At 55.3% G+C, this 17070-nt stretch carries 9 protein-coding genes; 5 read left to right on the top strand and 4 right to left on the bottom strand.

Translation table 11 applies throughout. The features are described 5' to 3' along the window. Positions 1-15: 15 nt before the first annotated feature. Entirely contained in the window at positions 16-3468 is a 3453-nt protein-coding gene (gene dnaE / locus FLS37_RS08975; protein ID WP_157669556.1) for a DNA polymerase III subunit alpha, read from the top strand. Between the two features lie 126 nt (positions 3469-3594). On the opposite strand, the gene FLS37_RS08970 is transcribed toward dnaE, so the two are convergent. Continuing rightward, a complete protein-coding gene (locus tag FLS37_RS08970; protein ID WP_198314552.1) occupies positions 3595-6012 on the bottom strand; it encodes an EAL domain-containing protein in 2418 nt (805 codons plus the stop codon). A 284-nt stretch (positions 6013-6296) separates the two neighbouring features. Between FLS37_RS08970 and FLS37_RS08965 the strand changes: the two genes are divergently transcribed. Genes FLS37_RS08965 through FLS37_RS08955 form a run of 3 tightly spaced genes read left to right on the top strand, consistent with a single transcriptional unit; the run spans position 6297 to position 9172 of the window. Then, a complete protein-coding gene (locus tag FLS37_RS08965) occupies positions 6297-8696 on the top strand; it encodes a heavy metal translocating P-type ATPase (protein WP_198314551.1) in 2400 nt (799 codons plus the stop codon). Beyond that, positions 8683-8904, top strand: a complete 222-nt coding sequence (locus FLS37_RS08960) for a heavy-metal-associated domain-containing protein (protein ID WP_157669554.1) — start codon at positions 8683-8685, stop codon at positions 8902-8904. Before FLS37_RS08965 ends, FLS37_RS08960 begins: the two co-directional genes overlap by 14 nt. Further along, complete coding sequence (locus FLS37_RS08955) at positions 8888-9172, top strand: metal-sensitive transcriptional regulator (protein ID WP_157669553.1); 285 nt, start codon at positions 8888-8890, stop codon at positions 9170-9172. Before FLS37_RS08960 ends, FLS37_RS08955 begins: the two co-directional genes overlap by 17 nt. 245 nt (positions 9173-9417) lie before the next feature. Here the strand turns inward: FLS37_RS08955 and bioB are convergent, their stop codons facing one another. Beyond that, the gene (gene bioB / locus FLS37_RS08950; RefSeq protein WP_157669552.1) at positions 9418-10410 is read right to left on the bottom strand and encodes a biotin synthase BioB; all 993 of its coding nucleotides are present in this window, start codon (positions 10408-10410) and stop codon (positions 9418-9420) included. Positions 10411-10468: 58 nt separating this feature from the next. On the opposite strand from bioB, the gene FLS37_RS08945 reads away from it, so the two are divergent. Further along, positions 10469-11197, top strand: a complete 729-nt coding sequence (locus FLS37_RS08945) for a ComF family protein (protein ID WP_157669551.1) — start codon at positions 10469-10471, stop codon at positions 11195-11197. Positions 11198-11261: 64 nt separating this feature from the next. Here the strand turns inward: FLS37_RS08945 and FLS37_RS08940 are convergent, their stop codons facing one another. Both FLS37_RS08940 and FLS37_RS08935 read right to left on the bottom strand, forming a co-directional pair. Next, positions 11262-15206, bottom strand: coding sequence for a translocation/assembly module TamB domain-containing protein (locus FLS37_RS08940; RefSeq protein WP_157669550.1), 3945 nt, complete (start codon positions 15204-15206; stop codon positions 11262-11264). Further along, a complete protein-coding gene (locus tag FLS37_RS08935; RefSeq protein ID WP_157669549.1) occupies positions 15203-16957 on the bottom strand; it encodes an autotransporter assembly complex family protein in 1755 nt (584 codons plus the stop codon). Before FLS37_RS08935 ends, FLS37_RS08940 begins: the two co-directional genes overlap by 4 nt. Positions 16958-17070: the final 113 nt, after the last annotated feature.

The following is a 17070-nucleotide window of genomic DNA, read 5'->3' as shown; positions in this document are numbered from 1 at the left end:
TGTTAAAATATCGGCATGAATACGCCTTCCTTTACCCCCCCATTTATTCATCTACGCCTCCATTCCGAATTTTCCGTGACCGACGGTATTGTTCGGCTGGACGATGCGGTCAAACGCGCCAAGTCCGAACAGATGCCGGCACTGGGTGTTTCTGACCTGATGAATCTGTTTGGCCTGGTCAAGCATTACAAAGCTTGCCGCAATGCCGGGCTGAAACCGATTGTCGGCCTGGATGCCTGGGTAGAAAACGAAGATGACCGCGACAAACCATCGCGCATTTTGCTGATTTGCAAAAACCGCGCAGGTTATGGTCGATTGTGCGAATTGCTCACGCAAGCCTATAAAAGCAATCAGTATCGCGGCCGGGGTGAACTGAAAAAAGAATGGCTAACTCAGGGCGACAATAGTGGATTAATCTGTCTCTCTGGCGCCGAATATGGTGAAATCGGCCAGCAGATTCTGGCCAATAATCAGCCGGCAGCGCAGCAAGCTGCACAGTGGTGGTCTGGCCTGTTCCCCGACACTTTCTACCTGGAACTCCAGCGCACCGGCAGCGCCAGCAGCGAGAAAAGCCTGCAAGGCCATCTGGATCTTGCCGAGCAGCTGAATCTGCCGGTCGTAGCCACACACCCGATTCAATTTATGAATCGCGAAGACTTTAAAGCCCACGAAGCCCGTACCTGCATTGCCGAAGGCTTCGTAATGGCCGACAAACGCCGTCCCAAGCGATTTACCGAAGAGCAATATTTCAAATCGATGGCCGAGATGCAGGAATTGTTTTCCGATCTGCCTGAAGCGCTCACCAATACAGTCACCATTGCGCAATGCTGCAATTTATCGATTGTGTTGGGCAAAAACTATCTACCGCTGTTTCCAACGCCGGATGGCATGACGCTGGATGATTTTCTGGTGTATGAGGCCAAACGCGGCCTGGAGATGCGCCTTGCGCAGCTATACCCCGATGAAGCTGCACGCGAGGCTGAACGCCCCCGCTATTACGAACGGCTGAAATTTGAAACCGATACCATCGTGCAGATGGGGTTTCCCGGCTACTTCCTGATCGTTGCCGACTTCATCGCCTGGGGCAAGGTCAACGGCTGCCCGGTCGGCCCCGGTCGTGGCTCGGGTGCGGGTTCGCTCGTCGCATATAGCCTTGGTATTACCGACATTGACCCCACTGCCTATGCCCTGCTGTTCGAGCGTTTCCTGAACCCGGAACGCGTTTCGATGCCGGACTTTGACATCGACTTCTGCCAAGAAAACCGCTGGCGTGTGATCGAGTATGTTCGCGAAAAATACGGCGCCGAAGCCGTTAGCCAGATTGCCACTTTTGGCACGATGGCCGCCAAAGCCGTCGTCCGCGACGTCGGCCGCGTGCTTGATTTGCCGTATATGTTCTGCGATGGCGTCTCCAAGCTGATCCCGGCCGCGCCGGGCAAGCAATACAGCCTGGATGATGCGGTAGAAATGGTGCCTGAATTGGCCGAGCGCATCGAGCGTGAGGAAGAATTGCGCGAACTTTGGGATCTGGCCAAAACACTCGAAGGCCTAACCCGCAATATCGGCATGCACGCGGGGGGGGTATTGATCGCTCCGGGGCAGATTACGGACTTCTGCCCGGTATACCAGGCCTCTGGCGAGGATTCGTCTCCTGTTTCGATGCTCGATAAAGACGACGTTGAATCAGTCGGTCTGGTGAAATTCGACTTCTTGGGCTTGCGAAATCTAACGATTATCGAGCTGGCGCTGCAGTACATCAAAAACCAGACTGGTGAATACCTTGATCTAATGAGCCTGGGCTTTGACGATCAGGCTGCGTATCAGGTGTTCCGCGATGCCAATACGACTGGCGTATTCCAGGTCGAGTCGGACGGTATGAAACGCTTGCTTGAAAAGCTCGCACCCGACCGGTTTGAAGACATTATCGCCGTTTTGGCGCTGTATCGTCCGGGTCCACTCGGCTCAGGCATGGTCGATACCTTTATCAACCGGAAAAAAGGCATCGAGCAGCCTGATTACTTCCACCCTGATCTTGAGAAGTGCCTGGAGCCAACGTACGGCGTCATCGTGTATCAAGAGCAGGTAATGCAGATTTCACAGATTATCGGCGGCTACACGCTCGGCGGTGCCGATATGTTGCGCCGAGCGATGGGTAAGAAAAAGCCCGAAGAAATGGCCAAACACCGCGCGACAATTGCCGAAGGTGCCGCCAAAAAGGGTTACGATCCGGCGCTGGCCGAGCAGTTGTTTGACTTGATGACCAAGTTTGCCGAGTACGGCTTTAACAAGTCGCATACGGCCGCCTATGCAGTCGTCTCATATCATACGGCATGGCTAAAGGCCCATCATACTGCGGCCTTTATGGCGGCAACGATGTCGTCCGAGCTCGATAACACCGACCAGCTCAAAGTGTTTTTTGACGATTGCATCGAGAAAAACAAACTCGAAATCCTGCCGCCTGATGTCAATCAGAGCTTTTACCGCTTTGTCCCGGTTGGCAAACGGCAAATCCGCTATGCGCTCGGCGCCATCAAGGGCGTGGGTGAAGGCGCGGTCAATATGATCGTCGCCGAGCGCGAGAAGAACGGCCCGTTCACGTCGATTTATGATCTGTGCAGCCGCACGGATAAAAAGGAAGTCAATAAACGTGTTCTGGAAGCATTGATTCGTGGCGGTGCATTTGATGCCATCGACGATCATCGCGCCCGGCTGATGGCCAATGTCGAGCAAGCGATGGCGGTGGCCGAAGCCGCCAACGCCAATGCCAATCAGATCAGCCTGTTTGATATGCTGGAGCCGGCAGCAGCACCACAATTTGAAACCATAGCAGCGCCGCGCTGGGATGATAAAGTCCAACTCGCTGAGGAAAAAACTGCGATTGGTTTCTACCTGTCGGGCCATCCGTTTGATGCTCACGCCAAAGCCATCAAAGGGCTGATCAAAACCCGGCTTGACCGGCTGCAAAACCAGCGCGAACCCCAGTTTATCGCCGGTATCGTAGCGGGGATGCGCGTGAAAAACGGCGAGCGTGGTCGCATGGGCTTTGTGCAGCTGGACGATGGCAATGGCAAGGTCGAAGTCGCACTGTTTTCCGATGTATTCGAAGCCAACCGCACCAAGGTCAAGGACGATGCGCTGATTGTGGTTGAGGCCAAGGTATCGGAAGACCGTTTTTCTGGCGGCCAGCGCATTGTCGCCGAGCGGGTTTTTGACATTGCCGAGACCCGCAGCCACTTTGCCCGCGCGCTGAAATTGAATCTGGGCACGATGAACGACGCTGACAAACTCAAATCACTGCTGTCAGCCCACTGCAGCGAGGAAGGCTGCGCGGTCGAAGTGCAATACCAGAACGAGCTGGCCAGCTGCATGGTCAGGCTGGGTCATCAATGGCGGGTATTATTGCGCGACGAGTTAATCAGCGATTTGAAAGCGGCGCTGGACGCCAGTGCAGTAGAGGTAAAATTCTAGAGTCGGTTACATAATCACCGACTCAGCGTTATCGACCAGAATCAATGATGGGGTATTACCCTGTAGCGCAATATAGAAGCGAGCTACATGACAATACCCCACCACTACATGCTTTGATCAGCGCGATCAAGCTGTAGCAATCACCGGCAGGGGCTGGGGCTTGCCAAAGTAATAGCCCTGCGCATAATCGACCCCAATCGCAGTCAGCTCGGCCAGAATGCTTTCATCTTCAACAAATTCGGCAATGGTGCGGCAGCCCAGACTGTGCGCAATGTCGTTTACGGCAATCACCATCTGGCGGCTAACCTTGTCCTCGGCGATATCAGTTACCAAGCTGCCGTCAATTTTCAGAAAATCCACCGGCAAGGTTTTCAGATAATTGAACGATGAAAAACCGCTGCCAAAATCATCCAGCGCAAATTTGCAGCCACGGGTGCGCAAGGTTTCGATAAACATCGACGATTCTTTCAGATTGGAAATCGCTGCCGTTTCGGTAATTTCAAAGCAGATCGTATAAGGCGGCACCTGAGTGCGGTCCAGCTGCTGCAAAATAAACGCCAATGTCTGCTTATTCAGCGATTTACCCGATAAATTAATCGCAATATGCGGCAGTGGCTGCTTGGCCTGCTGGCACTGCGCGAGGTACTCGATGCTATTTTCGACCACCCATTTATCAACCTGCGCCATCATGTCAAAGCGCTCGGCAGCCGGAATAAAGGCGCCCGGCGCAATCACCCTGCCAGCACCATCGACCAGCCGCAGCAGAATTTCCAGATGATGCACTTCGCTAGTGTGCGAATTCATTGGCACAATCGCCTGGCAATACAGCTGGAAACGATTTTGCTCAATCGCTTCTTTTAAAGTTGCCAGCAGTTGGATTTCATTATGCCGCTCCTGCAAATCCTGATCTTCGCTGCTGTACCAGCTTAACTGATTGCGCCCGCCATCTTTGGCGGCAAAGCAAGCGACATCGGCCTGACTCATGGCTTCTTGCGGCGTTGCACACCGCTGGTCGAGCTTGACCAGACCAATACTCACCGTCACACCATGCGGCCGGTCCTGCCAGACAAAGCGGAATTGGGCCAGCGCGTGCAAAATACGCTCGGCCAGCATCTGGGCTTCAGCGTTGGTGACATTCGAGAGCAAAACGCCAAACTCGTCGCCTCCCAGACGCCCCAAAACCGAACGTCCCGGCAGCATCAAACCCTGCAGGAGTGAGGTCACGTGCCGCAGCAGCTCGTCACCAGCCAGATGCCCGCAAGTATCATTAACCAGCTTGAATTGATCCAGATCCAGCAGCATCAACACCTGGGGCTCACCGCCCGACAGCACCTGCTGATGCGCCAGATTCAGTGCGTTTTCAAAACCACGGCGGTTGGTTAGCCCAGTCAGGTAATCGTGTTCGGCCTGATAAGCCAGCTTTTCGGTCAAGGCTTGCGATTCGGTCACATCGTGCAATACCAGCACCAAGCCGACCACATGGCCATCCTGGTCGGAAATCGGTGCGACGGCGTATTCCACATTCAGCTTGGCGCCTTCGCGATTGAGCAGCATGGCTTTCTGCCCGTCTTGCGCCTTGAGATTATCACGCGCCCTGAGCAAGGTGCTTTGCAACTCTTCCGGCGTCAGATCGCCGCCCAGACACAGCAGATCGGCCACCTCGCGCCCGCGCGCATCAGCCGTATTCCAGCCGGTGAGAGCCTCGGCCGCCGGGTTGATCAACTTGATTTTGAAATCGCTGTCGGTGGTTAAAATGGCGTCGGTAATGGAAATCAGCGTTACCTCGGCCAGCTCTTTTTCCACATACAAAGCCCGCCTTGCCTCTTCGCGCTCCTCGTGACCACGCCGGATATTGCGACGCATTTCATTGATCGCATCGACCAGAGTCTGCATCTCGTCGGGTTTATTGCTGCGGCGAAATAAATGCAAGGGCTCGGATAATTGCTGGTAATTAAAACGCCGCGTGTATTCGGCAATATGGCTCAGATGGCGGGCAATCAGCCGATGGTACAGAATCAGGAAGAAAATAGCCGCCGTCGCCATTCCCAAACCCTGCAAAATCAGCAGGCGCAAAAACTGGGCATAGAGGCGTGATTCGACTTCAGACAGCGTAGTGCTAATTTGCAATTGCCCAAGCACTACCTGCTTATTGGTCAGCGGATGCAGATAGACCACCGGAAAGATCTTGGTCACTTTATTGCTATCGGATTCAAGCGAAGGGCCCGCGCTGTATTGCTGGCCATCGCTTTCAATCAACAGCACATGCTGCACAACGCGCGTTTGCAGCAAGGAGTTGAGCTGGCCATGAATGGCATCGGTATTGACCAGCCACAAATTGCTGGCCAGCTGCGGCGTGGCGCTTTTGCCCAGTGTTTGCAAATCGGATTGCGTTTGCGCCAGGCTGCGATCGTATTCATGCTTGAGCAAAAACAAAGTCATCGCCACCGTCACCACCAGACCGGTCAGAAAAACTGCAATAATCAAGTGCCAGGCTAGGCGATTAGCGCTATAGAACTGCCCGATGCGCTGAAAAAAAGAAACCATCACGAATTGATTACCCAATTTTTACTGAACCGGTTGAAACGTCTTTGGTCAGCATAAACGCTAGACTGTAAGGAAACAAGCATTCACTGATAGACGCCATAGGCAAAACGACACATATTTTGCTTAGCTTTTTCCGATTCATTTTCCTGTAAAAATTAACAAGCCAGCAGACAGCCGCGATGCGATTCAAGCTGCTGACCCAGCCTTTTTGATCAATTGTGTATCGCTTTGGCCACGCTCAAATACCCCTTGCGGGTATTGGGTATTGTGGCTACCATACCCCTATGGGTACTCATGCACACACCGCCTCCAATCATGAACACCTCGATATACCTATCGAAGGCATGACTTGTGCTGCCTGCGCAAACAGGCTGGAAAAAGTACTCAACCGCCTTGATGGCGTACAAGCCAGCGTCAATTTTGCCAGCGAGCGCGCCAGTATTGTTGCCGATGCGTCGCAACTTGAAACAATACAGGCAGCAATTCACCAAGCCGGGTTTCAAATTCCCACCCAGAATTTCACGCTCGCGATCAGCGGCATGACTTGCGCAGCGTGTGCGACGCGAATTGAAAAACAGTTGCGCAAATTGCCCATTGAGCACGCACAAGTCAATTTCGCCACCGAAACCGCCACCATCACCGCCAAAGCCGGGCAATTCACAGTGAGCGATTTTCAGGCTGTGATTAGCCGTGCCGGCTACGCGGCCAGTGCAGTGAGCGAAGCCAGCGCAGCGCAGATAGCACCAAGCTGGCAGCGCCCATGGACACTCTGGTTGGCCGTGATCTGCACCTTGCCGTTTCTGTACGAAATGCTGTTGATGCTTGCTGGTGAGCATGGCGCTTTGTCACCACTGCTGCAGTTAGTCCTCGCCAGTCTGGTGCAATTTATTGCTGGCTGGCGGTTTTATCGTGGCGCATATCTGGCCATACGCGGTGGCGCGGCCAATATGGACGTACTGGTAGCACTGGGCACCAGCGCGGCATGGGGCTACAGCGCCTGGGCGTACTTCAGCGGCCTGCATATCTTGTATTTTGAAGCCAGCGCCAGCGTCATTACCTTGGTCTTGCTGGGAAAATGGCTGGAATCACGCGCCAAGCAGCGCACCGGTGCCGCACTGTCGGCCTTGCTCGCGCTGCAGCCACAAACGGCCAATGTGCTGCGTGATGGTCAGTGGGTAGCGCTTGCGATTGGGCAGATTCTCCCCGGTGATATTGTGCAACTGCGCGATGGCGAAACCGCACCGATTGACGGTGAAATCCTCCAGGGCCAGGTGGAAATGAACGAAGCCATGCTGACCGGTGAATCGCTCAGCATCAGCAAAATGCCGGGTGACACCGTTTATGCCGGCACACGCAATCTGGCAGGCAGCGCACAAATTAGCGCCACCGCCATCGGCAGCCAGACTCAGCTGGCAGCGATCGTCAATCTAGTGAGCCAGGCGCAAGGCAGCAAGGCACCGATTCAGCAACTGGCCGATCGCACCTCGGCCATTTTTGTGCCTGTCATTCTGCTGATTGCGCTGATCACACTGATCGCCACCTATCTGCTGACACATGAGGGCAGCACAGCCATCATCCACGCAGTGGCCGTACTGGTCATTGCCTGCCCTTGCGCGCTGGGGCTGGCGACACCTGCGGCCGTCATGGTTGGCGTAGGTCTGGGCGCCCAGCACGGCATCCTGTTTCGCAACGCCAGTGCACTCGAACTGGGCAGCCATATTGATACGCTGATTGTCGATAAAACCGGCACGCTCACTCTTGGCGAGCCACAGCTGATCGCCACCGAATACTTGGCTGCGGCAGCTTTCACGCCACAAGATATCCTGCTATGGGCCGCCAGTTTGGAAGCCAGCTCGCAACATCCGTTGGCGCATGCTTTTCAGGCGGCGCTCAGCCAGCAATCAGCCAAGCAGCCTTTACTCGACGCCAGTGAAATTGAGTCAACAGCTGGTTTTGGCCTGAGCGGCACGGTGGCCGGTCATCAACTCCAGATTGGCCGCCCGGACTGGGTTTTTCCGGTCGAAACAGTCGCCAGCCTGCAAAATACACTAACCCGGTATCAGGCTGAAGGGCATACTGTTATTGCTCTAGCGGTCGATACCCTGCCTGCAGCATTATTCATGTTGCAGGATCAACTTCGCCCCGGCAGCCTGGCCGCCATTCAGGGCTTGCAAGCGAATGGCGTCGAAGTGCTGATGCTCACCGGCGACCATCCGGACAGCGCCGCACGCGTGGCCAAGGCGCTGGGCATTAGCCAGTTTCACGCCCGCTGCTCGCCTAATGACAAATACCAGACCTTGCTGGCATTGCAAAAAGCCGGCAAACGTGTCGCCATGGCTGGCGATGGCGTGAACGACGCGCCCGCGCTGGCCGCTGCGGATGTCAGCTTTGCAATGAAAAGCGGCGCCAGCGTAGCGCTGGAAACCGCCGACATTACGCTAATGCACAATGACATTGCCCATATCAGCGCGGCGATTGCGCTCTCGCGCGCCACGCTGCGCAAGATCCGGCAAAACCTGTTTTTCGCTTTTATTTACAATATTCTGGGCATTCCACTGGCTGCTTTTGGTCTATTGAGCCCGATGATTGCCGGTGCCGCCATGGCGCTGTCGTCAGTCTCGGTGATTAGCAATGCCCTGTTACTGAAACGTTTTAAATGGCAGAAATCCGATGAAAGCAATTGAAGAAACCATTGAATTGAAAATCGAAGGCATGAGTTGCGGTGGCTGTACGGCTGCGGTAACGCGTGTTTTGGAAGCGGTTGCGGGGGTGCACAGTGCCACCGTCACCTTAAACCCCGGCACAGCACGCATCGTGTTCGACGCCACGCAAACCAGCCGCGCAGAGCTGGAAACCAAGATAGAGGAAGCTGGATATGACATCAAGCCTTAAGCAAGAGCGCCAAAACAAAGACCAACTGATCAAACGCCTGAACCGCATCGTCGGCCAGGTTTCAGGCATCACCCGCATGATCGAAGAAGACCGCACCAGCAGCGATGTACTCAATCAAGTGGCTGCTGCGCGCTCGGCGCTCGACGCTTTGGGCCTGATCCTGCTGGAACAGCAAACACAAGACTGCATCGCCCAGGCCTTGAAATCAGGCAAAGCTGACGACGCGGTTGAGCAATTGCTGCAAGTGATCAAGAAAGTGCGCGGCTAAGCTGCACGAACTGTTGTGGTTTATAGCGCAGGTCTCGGCAAAGCCGAGCCCTAGAGGCATAAATGCAAGCCCTGCAGCCTCATGTTTTATACCCACTCCCCCCGCCCTCTCCTTGAGAGGGTGCCTCGCTTCGCGAGAATGTCAAAACAAAAACCACGCTAGATAGCGTGGTTTTTTATTGCACTGGGTATATCTCTCAAGCCCAACATTTAATTAGCTCAGAGAGCTATACCCCAGGCTTAACATCACAAAGGCTGCAGATTCAATTTTTTGAATAGCGCTTTGTCACCTTCCACTTCCGGGTTGCCCGTCGTTAGCAATTTATCGCCGTAGAAAATCGAATTTGCACCGGCGAGGAAACACAAAGCCTGCATCGCTTCAGGCATTTGCTGGCGACCAGCCGACAGACGAACAAACGACTTTGGCATCGTGATGCGCGCAACAGCGATCGTGCGCACGAATTCGGTCCAGTCGACTTTTTCACTGCCATCAAGCGGCGTGCCGTCAATTTGCACCAGATTATTGATCGGCACCGAATCGGGTTGTGGATCAAGATTAGACAGCTGACCGATCAGACCAACGCGATCCAGCCGCGTTTCACCCAGACCAACAATGCCACCGCTACACACATTCAAACCAGCTTTACGTGCTTTACCCAAAGTATCAAGGCGGTCGGCGTAGCTGTGCGTGCTGACGATGTCGCTGTATTTTTCTTCGGACGTATCTAGGTTGTGGTTGTAATAATCCAGCCCGGCTTCGCGCAGCTGTTCAGCCTGTCCGTCTTTGAGCATGCCGAAAGTCGCACAGGTTTCGAGCCCCAGCGCTTTGACGCCGGTGATCATTTTTTTCACTTCTTCAAGATCACGGTTTTTCGGGCCGCGCCACGCTGCGCCCATACAGAAACGCGACGAGCCGTTTTCTTTGGCAATGGCCGCGGCGGCAATCACGTCGTCGGCGTCCATCAATTTTTGCGTTTCCAGGCCGGTGTCGTAGCGCTTTGATTGCGAGCAATAGCCGCAATCTTCCGAACAACCGCCGGTTTTTACCGATAGTAGCGTTGATAACTGCACTTTATTGGGGTCAAAGTTTTCGCGGTGAACCACTTGCGCCTGAAACAGCAAATCGTTCAGCGGTAAATCGAATAGCGCCTGGATGGCCTCGCGCGACCAGAGGTCTTGTTCGGGATGCGGGGTGTGACGTTTGAATTCGATGGTTGCGGTGCAGTTGGCTTGACTCATGAGGCAGATTACCCAGATAGATTCTATTCTGGAGGGATTGTCCGAGCGGGAGGATAACTTGTCAAATTTATTCAGCCGTTTTTTGAACAACTACATCCCGGCACAATGTCTGGTCTGCCGTGGTCTGCTTAATCAGGCACAATCCACCGTAGCGAACTCGGCAATTTGTCAGGCCTGCCAGCAGGCTTTGCCACGCTGGCAGGCCGCCGAAAGCTGCCCGCGCTGCGCTCGACCCGATACACAGGGCCACGTATGCGGTGCCTGCCTGCGCAAGCCGCCTGCTTTTGATCAGACACTCGCGCTATATCTGTTTGTCGAGCCATTGCAATCGATGATCCATGCGGCCAAATTTGCCCGGCAATGGGCTATTTTCCCGGCGCTGGCTGGACAGCTGGATACTGAAGCTCGATTGAACGAGCTTGTCCGATTGAACGCCGATTTCATGCTACCGCTACCGCTGCACCGGCAGCGCTTGCGCGAGCGCGGCTTTAATCAGTCGCTTGAAATTGCCCGCACCATCAGCCAGTTGTCCGGCATAGCCCTCAGGCGCGAGCTGTTGCTGCGCGTGCGCGATACCGAGCATCAAAGCAGATTGAGCGCGCAAGCGCGCTGGAAAAATCTGCGCGGCGCTTTTGAATGCAAAACCGATTGCAGCGGAAAAATCATTATTGTTGTTGATGACGTCATGACCAGCGGCGCCAGCCTGCAAGCGGCGGCCAAGGCCTTAAAGCAAGCCGGAGCCGCACGCGTGATCAATCTGGTGCTGGCCAGAACGCCGTTTAAGTAAGTAAGGCGGAACCACATTCGCGCTACTGGTAATAATGTCAGTTAAAACTGTCAGGACTGCTTATTTAGTCTGAAGTCAGTGTGTATTTCACATCCACTGCACTATTATCCACGCCGATACGGGACACTAGCGACCAGTTGCGCGATAGCTGCAAGGTGAAACTCACCGCATCGCTCAGACCGTTAAAGCTTTTCTCTAGCGAGACGCGCAGTGATTTGCTCAAATGCTTGCTCACCGTCACCACCTGCGTCGTCGTGCCATCGTCCTCTTCCTTGGACTTGTAGCCGACTTCATCAATGCCGAAATTACCCAGAATTTCGTCGGTCAGGCCTTTTCCATTGCCGCCATTGCTCGCCATCGCGTTGAGCAACTGCAGTACCAGCGCTCCATCGGATTTGGCCATGCTGTCGCTGCCGTGACCAAACAGCAGCCAGGAGATCTTTTCCGCGTCTGGCACATTGGGCTCAGAGTACAAGCTGACACGCGGCGCATAGGCATGGCCGCTGACTTGCACACCGGCCTCAACCGCCTGATTGCGGCGCATGGCCAGAATATCGAGTGATGGATTATCGACCGCGCCCTGAAACGACAAAATACCGCGCTCAATCACCAGTTTTTGCCCATACGCCTTGTATTCGCCGCCCTCGGTAGTAATGGTGCCCGAGGCTGTCAACAATTGATTTGGCACGGCGTTCAATCTGAGCTTGCCCAGTAAGCGACTTTCCAAGCCGTAGCCACGGAAAACAAACTGATCGCCCAGGTCAAAATCAAGCAACATATTGAGCTTCATCACATTCGCTGAGCGGGGTTTATTCTCCCTGCCGATGACGCGTACATCATTTGACAGCTTGGGCACATCAGAAGATTGATACTGAATATCGCCCGCGTCGGCCTTAAAGCTGCCGTTCACGCTGAGCACACCGTCTACCACGCTTAAACCACCCTGCCCGCTCAGCACCAGCAGCATTTCCGGCTTGCTGATCAGCGTAAAACGCTCGGCCAGCAGCTTGAGCTGGCCATTGGGCTTACCACCGGCCAGACTGAGCGAGCCCGAAGCCTTAATCTCGCCTTTGGATACACTTTTGGCGGAAAACGACTTCAAAATCGCATCCTGATTACTCAGCGCAAGCTCCAGCTCTCCGTCCTGCAGCTTGATTCCGGCCTGCGTATCGGCGTAAAGCAGATGTGCCGCGCGGATGCTGCCGCCCAATTGTGGCTCGCTAACACTTCCGCTAACACGCACATCAAGCACGGCATCACCAGCCAGCTTGGTGTCCGGCCCCAGAAAAGGCGCAAACACACTCAGATTGGGCAATGTGCCCTTGATGCTGGCGCTAACTGGCGCAGCGGCATCAAACCCGCCTTGTGCCAGATCGGCCAGCGCCGAGGCCGTCAGACCCAGCTGGCCAAATTTCTCGCTCTCGAGCTGCGCCTGAATATTGAGCCGGTTCATCTCCAGCTGGCCGCTTGCACTCAGCTTGCGCAGCGTCAGCGGGATGACTCCCCGTTGTGCGTCATGCCAGCGCACATCACCGCTCACACGTGCCAGATTGAATGTGCCGTTTAAAACCCCGCTCTGCCTGATTTGCCAATCTCCAACCAATTGTAAATCGGAGACGGGATTGGCAATTTTGCCCAACTTCAACCATTCAGCCAGCGCTAGCGAGCGCAATTGGCCGCTGGAGACAAAAGTTCCTTTTTTCCACTGCGTTTGCTGCAGCTGAATCTGGCTTGCACCGATGGCGAGGCTGGCCGGGTCAAGGTCGAACTCATCGCTGGCCAGGACCAGTTTGGGCGAGTTTTGCAGTTTGAATGGCAAACCGGCCTGCCCTGACAAAGCCAGAATCTGCCCTTGCCAGCGCCGCTGCGCGTCAAAGCCGCCACGCGATTGCCAATCGAGCGCCAGTGCGACAAGCTCGCCGGACTCGGCTTTGCCAGGCTCAGGCGGAGCCATCGCCTGCCTGCCAGTCGCCTGCAGATTAATATCATGCTGCTGCATCGTGCCATTGATCGCCAGCGTCAGCTGATCCAGCCGGGTTTGTGCGTAAACCAACTGCTGAACTTTGCCGCCAATTCGAATCGGCCCCTGCAAATCACTGCTGAGCGCCAGATCGATATCGGCCTGCTGCACTTTCACGGCAAAAGGCGTGGCCAGCTGTCTGATCTGCAGCCGGGCATCTACTCGTGGATGCAGCAATGCACCAGAGAGCGTCGCATCACCGTCAATGCGGCCAGCAAACTGGCTGCCCAGCACGGCCAGATTGGGCACATCCAGCACCAGTTGCAAGCGATCGGCAGGCAAGCCCAGCGCGCCGCTGGCACTGATGCGGTTATTGCCCAGCGCCAGCCAGAAATCACTCTGGCTCAGGCGCTCGGCACTGAGCTGCACGCTACCCCGCCCGGTTAGCGCTTGCTGGTTAAATACGCTGTCCTGCAGCTGGAACTGTAGATCCAAGAGGGGTTTAGGCTGCAACTTCCCTTTGATATTAGCCTGCCCGGATATACGTCCGGCAGGTATCTGGGCAAACTCGGCTGGATTGATGTTTTTCAGCGTGAGCTCAGCGGCAAAATCCTGCTGCGCCTGCAGATTGAATTCGCCCTTGGCCGCCAGTTGGCTGCCCCCCCGGCTCAATTGCAGCTGGCGGATCGCCAGGCGGCGCTCGGTCTCAGGCTTGATCCAGCCAATATCGAGCTTTAATTTGGCCTGCCTTTGCACATCGCTAATTTCGCCCGACACACCCGGCGTCAGCCAGGGGCCTTTAAGCTGCAGTTTGCCATTCATTTCACCCTTGGGCTGCGGCGACCACAGCGTTTGCGGATCGATTTGCTGTGCTTGCAGCTGCAAATCCAGCGTCCCTTGCTCAATCTGGCCGCGAGCCTGCACGCTGCTTTTGCCCGGCAACTGCACATCAAGGCGGGCAATGTTCAGCGTCTGATCGCGCAGGGCAAATTGCAACGTGGCGTGCAGCAGCGGCAATTGATGTTGATCGAGCGCACCCGGCAGGTGATTTTTCAGCGTCAGCTGCCCATCGACCCCGTCTTTCACCGGCTCAAAGCGGGCATCCAGATCCAGCCGGGCCTGCGGTGCGTCACTCTGCCACAGCGATGGATTAAGACCGCGCACATTGATCTGGCCCTGACGAACCAGCTGATAAGCGTATGGCGCAAACGCATCGGCTTGCACGCTGATTTTCCCACTCAAGCGCGGATGGGTCACCGAGGCCTGTACCATTAGCGCGCGCAATGGCCCTTCCAGCTGACCAACGGCTTGAATCGCCTCGCCTTCCAGCTGACCGCTTAAAACAAAAGAGCCCGCACTGTGAAACGGTTTTTTGCCGGTGATATTGAGCGCAGCGGCCAGACGCCCTTGAGGCACTTGCAACTGCTCAAGCTGCAAGCGGTGGAAACGGCCATTACTCGATACCCGGCCGCGAATATCGGTGAGCAGATTGCCATTGATATTTAATTTGGCGAGCGAAAATTCATCCAGATGAATACCAAAAGGCAGCGATAAGCTATCGGGCGCAGGCGTGGGTGGCGCATTGGGCGGCGCAGCTTTGGTTTGAATGGACAATTCGCCTAAAGAAACCTTAGGCAGGTATAGGTCGCGAAGTAAGAGCATATATGGCTCCCACTCAAATACCCCATAGTCCAGTGCCAGAGTGAGATCGTCGGTTTTCACGCTGAGCTGCTTGATCTGCAGCTCAGACCAGAATGAGCCTTCAATCGCGGCCACGCTGACCACTTGGCTGCGATTGATCGCATCGGTCAGCCAGTAACGGCCGGAGGCTGAATTAAACCAGCTTAGTGCCAGAAACAGCAGCAAGGCAATCAAGCTGAAAGTAACTAAGGTGCTCCAGAACACGGCGCGCAGCAAACGCCGCACAAAGCCATAAGGCGGTTTGCTGCCTTGCCGGCCAGCCTCTTGTGGCTCAGCAGCGGGCGCGGCGAGACTTTCTACTTGCTCGGTCGCGGGTGTTGCCGGATCAGGCAGGCCGGATGTCGTCAAAATGCCAACCCCATTGCAAAGTGGAAACGAATTTGCTGGTAATCCACGCCATAAGCCAGATCCATCCCGACCTGCCCAACCGGGCTATTCCAGCGCGCGCCCAGCCCCAGCCCTGTGACCGGCTGCAGGCTTTGCCAGTCGGCGCCTGCTCCGCCGTAATCAACAAAAGCCGCTGCCCGCCAATCGCGAATCACCGGATGCTGGTATTCCAGCGAGGCCGTGGCCAGCACACGCCCGCCCACGGTCGAGCCATTGCTCTGTACACCCAGCGATTGATAATCATAGCCGCGCACGCTGCCCGCGCCACCGGCCCGGAATAGCCAGTCACTGGTAATCCCGGCGGGCGAGCCCGAGAACGTCTGCCCTACGCTGGCCTGCCCGATAAACTGCCCCTGCTGGCCAATGCGCGAGTAATAAACACCACGGCCATACAGCCGCAAAAAGCTGGCATCGCTCAAAATCTGCTTGAGCGCGCCGCCCGCTTCCAGCTGCAGCAGATAACCATTGCGCGGATTATTGGGGTTATCGAGCTTGCGCTGGGTCCAGACATGATTGAGCGTAAACGATTGCGGGTATTCCTCACCACCGCCGTCGAATTTGCGTGACTCGATCTGGTACTGCAGGGCAAAAAAACGCTCGATTTCATCTTTTTTCTGCACACGCGAAATGCCGGTTTTATATAAATGCGAATTCAAACCCTGCAAATCCTGCGCCAGCACCGAGCCCCAGACACGATGCTCCCAATTGCTCGCCCCACGCGGAAAAGTCACACTGGCTTCGGCGGCCTGCTCCAGCTGTTCCAGCCGCACACGGCCGTCAAATACCCAGCCTTTGTCGAACAGATCATGATAGCGGTAAGCGGCTTCGGATTTGAAACGTGTATTGGTACTGTAACCCAGGCTGCCATTCCAGCGCTTGAATGGCACTTCCTGCACATCGACGCGGATCGGCGCCACATAGGGCGCTTGCTGCGGCAATTGCACATCGACCAGCGCGGTAGCAAAGTGCGGCATGCTTTGCAGGTCGGCCTGCAAGTCATTGAGCGCCGAGCGGCTATAGCGGCTGCCTTCGGCAATTTTGATCCGCTCCTGAACCAGGCTTTCCGGGTAACGCGATAATCCGTTAATCGTTGCCGGGCCAAATACATAAGCCGGGCCGCTATCGATCAGCAGATTGAATTGCGCTTCTTTGCGCACCGGGTCAATCAGCGCCTCACTGTCGAGCAGGCTGGCTGCCGGGTAGTCCCGCGCCTGCACGGTTTGCAAAGCGCGCTTTTTAAAATCATCCCAGATTGACTGGCTAAATGGCCCGTCCTCAAGCAAATCACCACGGCGGCTAAAGCGCTGCATCAACGTGGCGTAACGCTCGGCGTCGTCAACAATCGCGCCTTGCAAAACAACAGAGGTATTGCCCACCATCGTTTGCTCGTCAAGATCTACCTTGATATACACCGTGGCGGTATCTTCACTCAGCGTGGCCTCCACCTTGGCATCAAAATAGCCTTCGGTGGCCAACAAATCGCTGGCCGCGGCAGGCAGCGCGCTGAGTTCACGCTGCAATAGCTCGGGGGTAAAGCGGTTTTTCTGCTGCCATTTGTAGATGTTCAAATGTTTGACTAGCAAATCGCGCGCTGCGGAAGGCGCTTCCAGCCGGATGTCATAGCGGAAAGTCTCTGTCTCTGCCCACGCCGGTGCGGCGATAGTCGTCGAAATGGCAATCGAAATGGCACAGAGCAGTGTAAGCAATCGCACAGAACAAGCTCGCAGGGAAAAACATCACTTTACCAAAAACTGTCTTGCCACAATGGAAAGCGCCGTTATTTGGACAAAAAAAACCCGATTAGCAAACATCTTGCGATGTTGAC

Source organism: Chitinibacter sp. GC72 (assembly GCF_009760905.1).
Lineage (GTDB): Bacteria > Pseudomonadota > Gammaproteobacteria > Burkholderiales > Chitinibacteraceae > Chitinibacter.
The sequence above is the reverse complement of the archived record's forward strand: the minus strand, read 5'-3'. Positions and strand labels throughout refer to the sequence as shown.